Origin of the sequence: Sediminihabitans luteus (genome assembly GCF_002797595.1) — a bacterium.
GTDB lineage: Bacteria > Actinomycetota > Actinomycetes > Actinomycetales > Cellulomonadaceae > Paraoerskovia > Paraoerskovia lutea.
This window is the reverse complement of record NZ_PGFE01000002.1, coordinates 766,336-779,526: the sequence shown is the minus strand read 5'-3', so window position 1 is coordinate 779,526 and position 13,191 is coordinate 766,336. Positions and strand designations below refer to the sequence as shown.

Sequence of the window (13,191 nt, the reverse complement as noted above, 5' to 3'; positions counted from 1 at the left end):
ACATGACCTCGACCGGGACGAGCGCCACGCACCGCCTGGTGCTCCTGCGGCACGCCAAGGCGGAGCCTGCGGGAGGCGTCGACGACGTGCTGCGACCGCTCGCGCTCAACGGACGTCGGCACGCCGGCGCCGTGGGGGCGGCGCTCGTGCAGGAGGCGCTCGTCCCGGACCTCGCGCTGCGGTCCTCGGCCGTGCGCACGCGCCAGACGTGGGACCTCCTCGCGGCGCAGCTCGGCGACGTCGAGCCCGAGGTCGAGACCCTCGACGCGCTCTACTCCGCGGGCGTGCGCGAGCTCGTGACGATCCTCAAGGGGGTCGACGCGCGCGTGCGCACCCTGCTCGTCGTGGGCCACGAGCCGACCATGGCGGCGACCGCCGAGCACCTCGCGGGCCCCGGCTCGGACGCCTCGGCGCTCGCGCAGGTGCGCGTGGGCGTGCCGACCGCGGCCTACTCGGTGCTCGAGGCCGACCTGCCGTGGGCCGAGTGGGGGCCGCGTGCCGCGACCCTCGTGGACGTGCGGCGGCCCGCCCGCTGATCGACGGGCCCGCTGCCCGGCGTCAGGCGCCCGCGGGCACCGCGACGCGGTCGATGACGTCGAGCACCGCGTCGAGGCGCGGTCCGTCGACCGCGTAGGGTGCCTGCGCGCGCACCACGGGCTTGGCGGCGAACGCGATCCCGATCCCGGCCGCGGCGATCATGTCGAGGTCGTTCGCGCCGTCGCCGATCGCGACGGTGTGCTCGAGGGCGATGCCCTCGGCGGCCGCGAACTCGCGCAGCGCCACGGCCTTGGCCGCCCGGTCCACGACCGCGCCGGTCGTGCGACCCGTGAGCGCGCCGTCCGCCACCTCGAGGTGGTTGGCGAGGAAGCGGGTGATCCCGAGCGGCTCGGCCAGAGCGCCCACGACCTCCGCGAACCCGCCCGAGACGAGGGCGACGACCCAGCCGCGCCGGTGCAGCTCGGCGACGAGCTCGGGGGCGCCCGGGGTGTAGGTCGCGGCCGCGCGCACCGCGTCGAGCGCGTCGACGCGCACGCCCGCGAGGGTCGCGACGCGTTCGCGCAGCGACGCCGCGAAGTCGAGCTCGCCGCGCATCGCGCGCTCGGTGACCTCGGCCACGAGCTCGCGCGTGCCGGCGTGCTCGGCGAGCAGCTCGATGACCTCCTGGGAGATCAGCGTCGAGTCGACGTCCATGACGACGAGGCGGCGCGGGCCGGGGTGGTGCTCAGTCAACGATGGTTCCCTTCGGGACGACGGTGATGCCGGACTCGGTCACCGTGAAGCCGCGTGCGAGGTCGTGCTCGGGGTCGAGCCCGATGCGCGCGCGCTCGCTGACGACGACGTTCTTGTCGAGGATCGCGCGATGCACCTGGGCGTACCGGTGCACCTGGACGTCGTCCATGAGGACGCTGTCGGCGACCGACGCCCAGGAGTGTACGTACACCCCGGGGGACAGCACCGATCCGACCACGCTCGCGCCCGAGATGATCACGCCCGGCGAGACGATCGAGTCGGCCGCGTGGCCGACGCGGCCCGCGCCCGCGTGCACGAACTTCGCGGGCGGCAGGCCCGTGTAGCCGGTGAACAGCGGCCACTGCGTGTTGTAGAGGTTGAACACGGGCTCGACCGCGATGAGGTCCTTGTTGGCCTCGTAGTACGCGTCGAGGGTCCCCACGTCGCGCCAGTAGTCGCGGTCCCGGTCGGTCGAGCCGGGCACGTCGTTGCGGATGAAGTCGTAGACGCCCGCGGTCCCGCGCTCGACGAAGTACGGCACGATGTCGCCGCCCATGTCGTGGCGCGACGAGCCGTCGGCGGCGTCGCGCGTGACGGCCTCGACGAGGGCGTCGGCGTTCACGACGTAGTTGCCCATCGAGGCGAGGATCTCGCCGGGGGAGTCCGGCAGCCCCGTGGCCTCGGTCGGCTTCTCGAGGAAGTCCCGGATGCGGGTCGGGTCCTCGGGGTCGGTGTCGATGACGCCGAACTGGTCGGCCTGGTCGATGGGCTGGCGGATGCCCGCGACGGTGATCTCCGCGCCCGAGGCGACGTGCGCGTCGACCATCTGCGAGAAGTCCATGCGGTAGATGTTGTCGGCGCCCACGACGACGACGATGTCGGGCTTCTCGTCGTCGATGATGTTGAGGCACTGGTAGATCGCGTCGGCGCTGCCGAGGTACCAGTGCTTGCCCACGCGCTGCTGCGCGGGGACCGGGGCCACGTAGTTGCCGAGCAACGGCGACATGCGCCAGGTGCGTGCGATGTGCCGGTCGAGGCTGTGCGACTTGTACTGCGTCAGCACGACGATCTGCAGGTAGCGCGAGTTGACGAGGTTCGACAGCGCGAAGTCGACCAGTCGGTACAGCCCGCCGAACGGGACCGCCGGCTTCGCCCGTGCCGTGGTGAGCGGCATGAGCCGCTTGCCCTCGCCACCGGCGAGGACGATCGCGAGTACCCGAGGAGCAGCCATGGGCCGACCCTATGCCGTGCGCGGACCTCGTCGCACCTGGGCGCCGCGATCCGGGCACGCTAGCGTGGGGCCGTGAGAATCGACCTCCTGAGCCGCGAGTACCCGCCCCACGTCTACGGGGGCGCGGGCGTCCACGTGGCCGAGTTGTCCGCCGTCCTGCGCCGTCGTCTCGACGTGCGCGTGCGCTGCTTCGACGGGCCGCGCGACGAGCCCGGCGTGACGGGGTACGCGCCGCCGCCCACGCTCGCCGGGGGCGACGCGACGCTCGCGACGTTCGGCGTCGACCTGCAGATGGCCGCCGACGTCGCGGGGGCCGACCTCGTGCACTCGCACACCTGGTACGCGAACCTCGCGGGCCACCTCGCGGGCATGCTGCACGGGATCCCGCACGTGCTCTCGGCGCACTCGCTCGAGCCCCTGCGCCCGTGGAAGGCCGAGCAGCTCGGCGGCGGGTACCGGCTGTCGTCGTGGGCCGAGCGCACCGCGTACGAGGCGGCCGACGGGATCGTCGCGGTCTCGGGCGGCATGCGCGAGGACATCCTGCGCAGCTACCCCGCGGTCGACCCCGACCGCGTGCACGTGGTGCACAACGGCATCGACCTGGCCGGGTGGGCCCGGCCCACGGGCGAGGCCGCCGTCGCCGCCGACGCGACGGTCCGGGCGCTCGGGATCGACCCGGACCGCCCCGCCGTGGTCTTCGTCGGGCGCATCACCCGGCAGAAGGGCCTTCCGTACCTCCTGCGCGCGGCGCGCGACCTGCCGGCCGACGTCCAGCTCGTGCTGTGCGCGGGCGCCCCGGACACGCCCGAGATCGCGCGCGAGGTGTCGGACGCCGTCGCCGGCCTCGCGCGCGAGCGCTCGGGCGTGGTGTGGATCGAGCGGATGCTCTCGCGGCCGGACCTCGTGGCGGTCCTCGCCGCGTGCACCGTGTTCGTGTGCCCCTCGGTGTACGAGCCGCTCGGGATCGTCAACCTCGAGGCCATGGCGGTCGGCCTGCCCGTCGTCGGCTCGGCGACGGGCGGCATCCCGGAGGTCGTCGACGACGGGGTCACGGGCACGCTCGTCCCGATCGACCAGGTCGACGACGGCACGGGCACCCCGACCGACCCCGACCGGTTCGTGGCCGACCTCCTGGCCGCCCTGACCGCCGCGGTCGGCGACCCCGACCGCGCGCGCGAGATGGGTGCGGCCGCGCGCCGCCGCGTCGAGGACCACTTCGCGTGGGAGGCGATCGCCGACCGGACCGTCGAGGTCTACGAGCAGGTGCTCGCGGCCCGCTGAGGCGGGTCAGTCGAGCCCGGGCTGGGTGAGCGTCGCCGCGGACGTCGCGTGCCGGGCCGCGCGGTCGACCTGGGCGAGCGCCGCGGTGCGCTGGTCGGCCTGCCACAGGTTGACCGCGCCACCGTCGTCCGCGGTCGCGAGGTCGACGATCGCTCGCAGCCGGGTCGCGAGCGACAGCGCGCGCACGCGCCGCTGGTCGAGCCGTGGCGGCAGGGGCCACCCGAGCTCGCCCCCGCGCAGCGCGGCGATCTGCTCGGCCGCGTCCTCGCGCCAGCGCGCGACGTCGAGGTGGGTCAGCGCCTCGGTCGCGGTCACGAGCGCGGTGCGCAGCCCCCGCTCGGCGTCCGCGAGCGAGCCGACCGCACCGAACGCGCGGGCGTGCCACGGGTCGACCTCCCGGCACGCCCAGGTGACCTCGACGCCGGGCTCGAGGTGCGAGCCGAACCACGTGACCTCGGGAACCAGGGCCCACGCCGCGTCGTCGACCGCGACGAGCACGCACTCGCCGGCCTCGGTCGCGGACGGGTTGACCGCGGCGGGCACGCCGCTCGCGTCGCCGGGGACCGGCAGCAGCGCGCACGTGCGCACGTCACCCTCGGTCAGCGCGGCCACGAGGACCGCCAGCGCGTCGGACTCCGGCTCGCCCACGCCGGGCGGAGTGCCGCCGACGACGCGGTGCGGCTCGTCGTCGCCCGTGACCGCGCGCACGGCGTCCGTCAAGGCCGCCGCGCCGCGGGCGACCTCGGCGATCCAGGTGGCGAGCACCACGCTGCGCGCCGGACGGACGGAATGGGAATCCACGTCGTCCAACCTATAGGGTCGGGCGCATGAGCTCGGTTCTCGACCTGCAGGGCGTCTCGGTCCGGCGCGACAACTCCACCATCCTCGACGCCGTCGACTGGCAGGTCGCCGAGGGCGAGCGCTGGGTCGTGCTCGGCCCCAACGGGGCGGGCAAGACCACGCTCCTGCAGATCGCCTCGGCGCGCATGCACCCCACGAGCGGCAGCGCCGAGATCCTCGGCGAGCGGCTCGGCGCGGTCGACGTGTTCGAGCTGCGGCCCCGCATCGGCCTGGCGAGCGCGGCGCTCGCGGGGAACATCCCCGACGACGAGCGCGTGCGCGACGTCGTGGTCACGGCGGCCTACGGCGTCACCGGCCGCTGGCGCGAGGCGTACGAGGACTTCGACGACGAGCGTGCGGCCGACCTGCTCGCGGCGTTCGGGGTCGACGCGCTCGCGGACCGCACGTTCGGCACGCTCTCCGAGGGCGAGCGCAAGCGCGTCCAGATCGCGCGCGCCCTCATGACGGACCCCGAGCTGCTGCTGCTCGACGAGCCGGCCGCGGGTCTCGACCTGGGGGGCCGCGAGGAGCTGGTCGCGGCGCTCGCCGAGCTCGCGGCCGACGAGGCCTCGCCCGTGCTCGTGCTCGTGACGCACCACCCCGAGGAGATCCCGCCGGGGTTCACGCACCTGATGCTCCTGCGCGACGGCGCGGTGCACCGCGCCGGGCCGATCGCCGAGGTCATGACCTCGCAGAACCTGTCGGACGCGTTCGGCACCCCGCTCGAGGCGACCCTGGTCGACGGCCGGTGGAGCGCGCGCGCCGCACGCTGACGCCCCGGCCCGCCTGGACGGGTCGGGCTATGAATCCGGGCCGCAGTTCGGTAATGTGATCGTCAAGACCCGGGTAGAGGTGTACCCGGTGGCATCGCGGGACCTCCCGGGGTGCGGCACAGCCTGCCGACGCCGGCGGGCACGGGGGAGGGGAGTGCGCGATGGCATGGCTCTGGTGGATCGGCGCGGGAGCGCTGCTCGGGCTGCTCGAGATCATCTCGCTCGACCTGGTGCTCATCATGTTCGCGGGAGGCGCCCTCGCGGGTGCCGCGACCGCCGGGCTCGGCGGCCCCGTCTGGCTCCAGTTCGTCGTCGCGATCGTGGTCGCGGCCCTGCTGCTGTTCACGCTGCGCCCCTGGCTGCTGCGTCACCTGCGCGCCCGCGTGCCGCTCGCGGAGACCAACGTCGCCGCGCACCTCGGCCGTGAGGCCCTCGTCGTGGAGACCGTGACCGAGCACGAGGGTCGGGTCAAGCTCGCGGGCGAGGTCTGGTCGGCACGCACCGAGGACGACGCCCCCGCGCTCGAGGTCGGCCGCGAGGTGCGCGTCCTGCGCATCGACGGCGCCACCGCGGTCGTCGCCGATGCCCCCGCGCCCAAGCGCACCGACCCCGGTCACGCCGGGCCCGCGCTGGGCAGCACGAGCGCCGCCTCCTGAGGCGGCCGCACCCCACGCATCCGGCGTGCGCGGAGCGTCCACGGACGCCCCGGCACCGCCGCGCACGACGGCGCCGCAGCCGCGGCGTCCGAGACGTCCACGTGGAAGGAACCCCATGAACGACCCAGGAGCCGGGACCATCGTGCTGTACGTGGTGCTGGCGATCGTCGTGATCTTCGTCCTCGTCGCCCTCGCCAAGGCCGTGCAGGTCGTGTCGCAGGCGACGGCCGTGATCGTCGAGCGGCTCGGACGCTACTCGCGCACGCTCGACGCCGGCCTGCACCTGCTCGTGCCGTTCATCGACCGCCAGCGCGCGACCGTCGACCTGCGCGAGCAGGTCGTGTCGTTCCCGCCGCAGCCCGTGATCACCTCGGACAACCTCGTCGTGAGCATCGACACGGTCATCTACTTCCAGGTCACGGACCCGAAGTCGGCGGTGTACGAGATCGCGAACTACATCACGGCGATCGAGCAGCTCACCGTGACGACCCTGCGCAACGTCATCGGCTCGATGGACCTCGAGCAGACGCTCACGAGCCGCGACCAGATCAACGGCCAGCTCCGCGGCGTCCTCGACGAGGCCACGGGCCGCTGGGGGATCCGCGTCAACCGTGTCGAGCTCAAGTCGATCGACCCGCCCGCGAGCGTGCAGGGCGCGATGGAGCAGCAGATGCGCGCCGAGCGCGACCGCCGTGCCGCGATCCTCACGGCCGAGGGCGTCAAGCAGTCGCAGATCCTGCGCGCCGAGGGCGAGAAGCAGTCCGCGATCCTCACGGCCGAGGGTCAGGCGCAGTCCGCGATCCTGACCGCCGAGGGTGAGGCACGCGCGATCCTCCAGGTCTTCGACGCGATCCACGAGGGCGACCCGGACCCGAAGCTGCTCGCGTACCAGTACCTGCAGATGCTGCCGCAGATCGCCAACGGCTCGTCGAGCAAGATGTGGATCGTGCCGACCGAGTTCACGGCCGCGCTCGACTCGATCACCAAGGGCTTCGGCGGCGGCGCCCCGAGCCCGACGGGTGGCGGCTCGGGCGGCGACCACGGCGGGGACCAGGGCGGGGAGCACGACGGCGGGGACGCCGCGCAGCGCCGCCGCTCCAAGCTCGAGTCGTCGCTCGTCGACCCGGCCGAGGCGCTCGCCGAGGCCCGCCGCCAGGCGCAGGCCGCGACCGCGGACGCGACGAGCGCCGGCACCTACTCGGGCCGCCCGTTCGACCCGGCCGCCGAGCAGGGGCAGCACCCGGGCGGCGCCCGCCCGGCCCCGGCGCCCAAGCCCGAGCAGCCGGCCCCCGCGCCGCGCCCGCTCGACGGCGACCCGGAGCAGCCGCAGGGCTGACCCGACCCGGCCCCGCGCGAGCGCGCGGGACCACGTGCCACGCCGTGCGCCGTCCGCGAAATCGCGGGCGGCGCACGCGTGTGCCGGGATACGCTGCCGAGGCTTCGACGCGTGCCCGGGGCGACGTCCCGCAGCGGACGGCGCGGGCCGCGCAGGGCGGCGTCCGGCACCGGGCGTCCCGGAACCGACGGAGGCTCGATGCTCATCCGGATGCTCAGGGAGTACCTGCGGCCCTACCGCACCGCCATCGTCGCGGTGCTCGTGCTCCAGCTCGTGCAGACCATGGCGACGCTCTACCTGCCGAGCCTCAACGCCGACATCATCGACCAGGGCGTCTCGACGGGCGACACCGCGTACATCCTGCGCACGGGCGGCTGGATGCTCCTGATCAGCCTCGGGCAGGTCGTGTGCGCCGTGGTCGCGGTGTACTTCGGGGCGCGCACCGCGATGTCGTTCGGTCGGGACGTGCGCCGCGGGTTCTTCGCCCAGGTGCAGACGTTCTCGGCGCGCGAGGTCAACCAGTTCGGGGCGCCGTCGCTCATCACTCGCTCGACCAACGACGTGCAGCAGGTCCAGATGGTCGTGCTGCTCGGCTTCACGATCATGGTCATGGCGCCGATCATGCTGGTCGGCGGCGTCATCATGGCCCTGCAGGAGAACGCGCAGCTCTCGCTCCTGCTGGTCGTGGTCGTCCCCGTGCTGGTCGTGGTCGTGGGGCTCATCGTCTCGCGCATGGTGCCGTACTTCCGGACCATGCAGAAGCGCATCGACCGGATCAACCAGGTCATGCGCGAGCAGATCACGGGCATCCGGGTGATCCGCGCGTTCGTGCGCGAGCGGCACGAGGAGGAGCGGTTCGCCGAGGCCAACGAGCGCCTGTACGACACCTCGCTGCGCGCCGGCAAGCTCATGGCGCTGATGTTCCCCGTCGTCATGTGCGTCATGAACCTCTCGACCGTCGCGGTCATGTGGTTCGGCGGGCGCCAGATCGACCAGGGCCAGCTGCAGATCGGCGAGCTCACCGCGTTCCTGAGCTACATCATGTACATCCTCATGGCCGTGATGATGTCGACCATGATGTTCGTCATGGTGCCGCGGGCCGCGGTCTCGGCCGAGCGCATCGGCGAGGTGCTCGACACCGAGTCGAGCGTCGTCGAGCCGGAGCGCCCGACCCCGCTGCCCGAGCGCCCGACCGGTCGCGTCGAGCTCGTGGGCGCGACGTTCGGCTACCCCGGTGCCGAGGAGCCCGTGCTGCACGAGGTCGACCTCGTCGCCGAGCCCGGACGCACCACGGCCATCATCGGCTCGACGGGCTCGGGCAAGACGACGCTCCTGAACCTCGTGCCCCGGCTGTTCGACGCGACCGGGGGCGCGGTGCTCGTCGACGGGATCGACGTGCGCGAGCTCGCGGGCGCCGACCTGGGCTCGCTCATCGGCCTCGTGCCGCAGAAGGCGTTCCTGTTCTCGGGGACGATCGCGGACAACCTGCGCTACGGCAACCCGCACGCGACCGAGGCCGACATGTGGTCGGCGCTCGAGGTCGCGCAGGCCAAGGACTTCGTCGAGTCGCTCGAGGCGGGTCTCGACGCGCCCGTCGCGCAGGGCGGGACGAACTTCTCGGGCGGTCAGCGCCAGCGGCTCGCGATCGCCCGCGCCGTGGTCCGGGACCCGCGCATCTACCTGTTCGACGACTCGTTCTCGGCGCTCGACTACGCCACGGACGCGCGCCTGCGCGCCGCGCTCGCGCCCCGCACGCGCGAGTCGACCGTCATCATCGTCGCGCAGCGCGTCGCGACGATCCGGCACGCCGACGTGATCGTGGTGCTCGACGGCGGGCGCGTGGTCGGCACCGGCACGCACGCCGAGCTGCTCGAGACCAACGAGACCTACCAGGAGATCGTCTACTCCCAGCTCTCGGCCGAGGAGGCTGCAGCATGAGCGAGTCGCAGACCACGCCGCCGCAGCCCGCGGCCGAGAAGGGTGCCGCCGCACCCACGCCCCCGCCCGCCCGACGCGGCCCCGGCGGCGGCGGACCCATGGGTGGCATGGGCATGCCCGGCGAGAAGGCCATGGACTTCGGCGGCTCGCTCAAGCGCTTCGCGGCACGGCTGCGTCCCGAGCGGCTGCGCATCGCGGTCGTCATGGTGCTCGCGGTCGCCTCGGTCGCGCTCGCGGTGACCGGCCCCAAGATGCTCGGCAACGCGACCAACGTGATCTTCGAAGGCGTGATCAGCGCGCAGATGCCCGCGGGCGCCTCCCAGAACGCCGTGGTCGAGCAGATGCGGGCCTCGGGCGACGGCGACCTCGCCGACATGGTCGCGGGCATGGACCTCGTTCCCGGCCAGGGCGTCGACTTCGGGGCGCTGGGCACGATCCTCGCGTGGGTCGTGCTGATCTACCTCGGCTCGTTCCTGTTCGGGTGGATCCAGGGCCGGCTGACCGCCGTCGTCGTGCAGCGCACCGCACGCGACCTGCGTGCCGAGGCCGAGGCCAAGCTCAACTCGCTGCCGCTGTCGTACTTCGACCGCAACCAGCGCGGCGAGATCCTCTCGCGCGTGACGAACGACATCGACAACGTGTCGCAGACCATGCAGCAGACGCTCTCGCAGCTCGTGACCGCGGTGCTGACGGTGGTCGGCGTGCTCGGCATGATGTTCTGGATATCGCCCCTGCTCGCCGTCATCGCGCTCGTGACGATCCCGCTGTCGGTCGTCATCACGATGATGATCGCCAAGCGCTCCAAGCCGCAGTTCGTGCAGCAGTGGGCCGCGACCGGTCGACTCAACGGGCACGTCGAGGAGATGTTCACGGGCCACACGCTCGTCAAGGTCTACGGCCACCAGGCGACCGCGCTCGAGGACTTCGACCGTGAGAACGCCGCGCTGTACGAGGCGAGCTTCAAGGCGCAGGCGATCTCGGGCAGCATCCAGCCCGCGATGGGCTTCGTCGCCAACCTCAACTACGTGATCGTGGCCGTGGTCGGCGGGCTCAAGGTCGCCTCGGGCACGATGAGCCTGGGCGACGTGCAGGCCTTCATCCAGTACTCGCGCCAGTTCACGCAGCCCATCACGCAGATCGCGTCGATGATGAACCTCCTGCAGTCGGGCGTCGCCTCGGCCGAGCGGGTCTTCGGCCTGCTCGACGCCCCCGAGCAGACGCCGGAGCCGGCCGCGGGCAGCGCGGTGCGGCCCGTGCGCGGTCGGGTCGCGTTCGAGGACGTGTCGTTCTCGTACGACCCCGACGCGCCGCTCATCGAGCACCTCGACCTCGTGGTCGAGCCCGGCCAGACGGTCGCGATCGTCGGGCCCACGGGCGCCGGCAAGACGACGCTCGTCAACCTCGTGATGCGGTTCTACGACGTCGACTCGGGGCGGATCACCCTGGACGGCGTCGACACGCGCACCATGACCCGCGACGAGCTGCGCTCGGGCATCGGCATGGTGCTGCAGGACACCTGGCTGTTCGGCGGCACGATCGAGGACAACCTGCGCTACGGGGTGCGCGACGGCGCGGACGTCGACGCCGAGGCGTTCCTCGCCGCGACGACCGCGACGCACGTCGACTCGTTCGTGCGCACCCTGCCCGACGGCTACGCGACCACGATCGACGACGAGGGGTCGAGCGTGAGCGCGGGGGAGAAGCAGCTCCTGACGATCGCGCGCGCGTTCCTCGCCGACCCGGCGATCCTGATCCTCGACGAGGCGACGAGCTCGGTCGACACGCGCACCGAGGTGCTCGTGCAGCAGGCCATGAACGCGCTGCGCTCGGGCCGCACGTCGTTCGTCATCGCGCACCGGCTCTCGACCATCCGCGACGCGGACGTGATCCTCGTCATGGAGTCGGGGTCGATCGTCGAGCAGGGCTCGCACGACGACCTGCTCGCGGCGGACGGCGCGTACGCGCGGCTCTACGCGAGCCAGTTCGCCTCGGCCGTCGCCACGGCCGAGGAGGAGTGAGCGGGCGGGTCGGGGCCTGCGGGACAATCGTGCCGTGCCCCGACCCGACCTGAGCAAGCGTGCCGCCCGCGAGTCCGTCGCAGGCGGCACGACACCGCTGACCGACCTGCCCGGCCTCGTACGCGTCACCGACCCCGCGGACCCCCGCATCGCGGACTACACGAACCTCACGGACGTGCGCCTGCGCTCGCGGCACGAGCCCGAGAAGGGCCTCTACATCGCCGAGAGCTCGACCGTGGTCGAGCGTGCGGTCGCGGCCGGGCACCGGCCGCGCTCGTTCCTCATGGCCGAGAAGTGGCTCGTCGACCTCGCGCCGATCATCACGGCGCTCGGCCCGGGGGACGACGGCGAACCCGTGCCCGTGTTCGTCGCCGAGCCCGACGTGCTCGAGTCGATCACCGGGTTCAACCTGCACCGCGGGGCGCTCGCGGCGATGCACCGCCCGCCCCTGCCCGACGTCCACGAGCTGCTGCGCTCGGCGCGCGGAGGCCGGGGCGCGCGCCGGGTCGCGGTGCTCGAGGACATCGTGGACCACACCAACGTCGGTGCGATCTTCCGGTCCGCGGCGGCGCTCGGCGTCGACGCCGTGCTCGTGTCGCCGCGCTGCTCCGACCCGCTGTACCGGCGCTCGGTGCGGGTGTCGATGGGCACGGTGTTCCAGGTGCCGTGGACGCGCCTCGAGTCGTGGCCCGGCGGCCTCGACGACCTGCGCGAGGCCGGGTTCACGGTCGCGGCGCTCGCGCTCGACGAGGACGCGGTGTCGTTGGCGGACGTCGAGGCGGACCCGCCCGAGCGCCTCGCCCTGGTCCTGGGGACCGAGGGGCACGGGATGTCCGCGGCGGCGATCGCCGCGTGCGACACGACCGTCATGATCCCGATGGCGGGGGACGTGGACTCGCTCAACGTGGCGGCGGCGTCCGCGGTCGCGTTCTGGGCGACGCGCGTGGCGCCGGGGCCGAGCGGCACGGTGGCGTGACACGCCCGGGTGACGCAGTTCACCAAAGGTAAGCCTTCCTAAGGTTAGGCAAGCCTATGGGTGCGGGGTTAGTGTGGCCGTCGTGAGCACGACACCTGCCCCGGCCCGACTCGTCGGCACCGACCTGAGCGCCTCGTACGACGGCCGCACCGTGGTCGACGGCGCGTCGATCCGCCTGGTCCCCGGTGCGGTCACCGCACTCATCGGGCCCAACGGCAGCGGCAAGTCGACGCTCCTGCGCTCGGTCGCCCGCCTGCACCAGCCCGACGCGGGTCAGGTGCGGCTCGAGGACGGCAGCGACGCGCTCGCGCTCGGCGCCAAGGAGTTCGCCCGGCGCGTGACCCTGCTCTCGCAGAGCCGCCCCACCCCGGGCGGGGTGAGCGTGCGCGACGTCGTCGGCTACGGCCGGCACCCGTACCGCGGCCGGTTCCGCGGCGGGGACCCGGACGGCGCCCGGCTCGTCGAGCACGCCATGACCGTCACGGGCGTCGCCCCGATGGCCGAGCGCGGCGTCGACGAGCTCTCGGGCGGCGAGCTGCAGCGCGTGTGGTTCGCGACCTGCCTCGCGCAGGACACGGGCGTGCTCCTGCTCGACGAGCCCACCAACCACCTCGACCTGCGCTACCAGGTCGAGGTCCTCGACCTCGTGCGCGACCTCGCGGACGAGCACGACGTCGCCGTCGGCGTCGTCCTGCACGACCTCGACCAGGCCGCGGCCGTCGCCGACCACGTCGTGCTGCTCGGACGCGGCGCGGTCGTCGCGTCCGGCACCGCGAGCGAGGTCATGACCGCCGAGACGCTCACCGCGACGTACCAGATCCCGATCGAGGTCGAGACCCTCGCCGACGGCGTGCTGCGCACGCGCGCCGTCGGGCGCCACAGCCGCCGCGCACGCGTCGGCGTCTGACCTCA

At 73.3% G+C, this 13,191-nt stretch carries 12 protein-coding genes; 9 read left to right on the top strand and 3 right to left on the bottom strand.

Features of this window, described 5'->3' with window-relative positions; genetic code table 11:
* The first annotated feature begins 2 nt into the window (after positions 1 to 2).
* Complete coding sequence (locus CLV28_RS09480; protein WP_100423010.1) at positions 3 to 536, top strand: SixA phosphatase family protein; 534 nt, start codon at positions 3 to 5, stop codon at positions 534 to 536.
* 22 nt (positions 537 to 558) lie between these two features.
* On the opposite strand, the gene serB is transcribed toward CLV28_RS09480, so the two are convergent.
* The gene (gene serB, locus CLV28_RS09475) at positions 559 to 1,230 is read right to left on the bottom strand and encodes a phosphoserine phosphatase SerB (RefSeq protein ID WP_275405090.1); all 672 of its coding nucleotides are present in this window, start codon (positions 1,228 to 1,230) and stop codon (positions 559 to 561) included.
* Complete coding sequence (locus tag CLV28_RS09470) at positions 1,223 to 2,461, bottom strand: glucose-1-phosphate adenylyltransferase (RefSeq protein WP_100423008.1); 1,239 nt, start codon at positions 2,459 to 2,461, stop codon at positions 1,223 to 1,225. The genes serB and CLV28_RS09470 overlap by 8 nt, the downstream gene beginning before the upstream one ends.
* 72 nt (positions 2,462 to 2,533) lie before the next feature.
* On the opposite strand from CLV28_RS09470, the gene glgA reads away from it, so the two are divergent.
* Positions 2,534 to 3,742 (top strand): glycogen synthase, encoded by a 1,209-nt coding sequence (gene glgA, locus CLV28_RS09465; RefSeq protein ID WP_100423007.1) that lies wholly within the window; start codon positions 2,534 to 2,536, stop codon positions 3,740 to 3,742.
* 6 nt (positions 3,743 to 3,748) lie between these two features.
* Here the strand turns inward: glgA and CLV28_RS09460 are convergent, their stop codons facing one another.
* Positions 3,749 to 4,543, bottom strand: coding sequence for a hypothetical protein (locus CLV28_RS09460; protein ID WP_100423006.1), 795 nt, complete (start codon positions 4,541 to 4,543; stop codon positions 3,749 to 3,751).
* 26 nt (positions 4,544 to 4,569) lie between these two features.
* On the opposite strand from CLV28_RS09460, the gene CLV28_RS09455 reads away from it, so the two are divergent.
* The 7 genes from CLV28_RS09455 to CLV28_RS09425 all read left to right on the top strand — a co-directional run bounded on the left by CLV28_RS09455 (position 4,570) and on the right by CLV28_RS09425 (position 13,186).
* Positions 4,570 to 5,355 carry an ABC transporter ATP-binding protein gene (locus CLV28_RS09455; RefSeq protein WP_100423005.1) on the top strand — a complete coding sequence of 262 codons (786 nt, stop codon included), beginning with the start codon at positions 4,570 to 4,572 and terminating at the stop codon, positions 5,353 to 5,355.
* Positions 5,356 to 5,516: 161 nt separating this feature from the next.
* Positions 5,517 to 6,011: an NfeD family protein gene (locus tag CLV28_RS09450; protein ID WP_100423004.1), complete on the top strand. Its 495-nt coding sequence runs from the start codon at positions 5,517 to 5,519 to the stop codon at positions 6,009 to 6,011.
* Between the two features lie 115 nt (positions 6,012 to 6,126).
* Positions 6,127 to 7,347: an SPFH domain-containing protein gene (locus tag CLV28_RS09445; RefSeq protein ID WP_100423003.1), complete on the top strand. Its 1,221-nt coding sequence runs from the start codon at positions 6,127 to 6,129 to the stop codon at positions 7,345 to 7,347.
* A 198-nt stretch (positions 7,348 to 7,545) separates the two neighbouring features.
* Positions 7,546 to 9,285, top strand: coding sequence for an ABC transporter ATP-binding protein (locus CLV28_RS09440; RefSeq protein ID WP_100423002.1), 1,740 nt, complete (start codon positions 7,546 to 7,548; stop codon positions 9,283 to 9,285).
* Positions 9,282 to 11,303: an ABC transporter ATP-binding protein gene (locus CLV28_RS09435; RefSeq protein ID WP_100423001.1), complete on the top strand. Its 2,022-nt coding sequence runs from the start codon at positions 9,282 to 9,284 to the stop codon at positions 11,301 to 11,303. Before CLV28_RS09440 ends, CLV28_RS09435 begins: the two co-directional genes overlap by 4 nt.
* A gap of 97 nt (positions 11,304 to 11,400) precedes the next feature.
* On the top strand, positions 11,401 to 12,279 hold the full coding sequence (locus CLV28_RS09430) for a TrmH family RNA methyltransferase (RefSeq protein WP_100423139.1): 879 nt from the start codon (positions 11,401 to 11,403) through the stop codon (positions 12,277 to 12,279).
* 82 nt (positions 12,280 to 12,361) lie between these two features.
* Positions 12,362 to 13,186: an ABC transporter ATP-binding protein gene (locus CLV28_RS09425; protein ID WP_100423138.1), complete on the top strand. Its 825-nt coding sequence runs from the start codon at positions 12,362 to 12,364 to the stop codon at positions 13,184 to 13,186.
* Positions 13,187 to 13,191 lie beyond the last annotated feature (5 nt).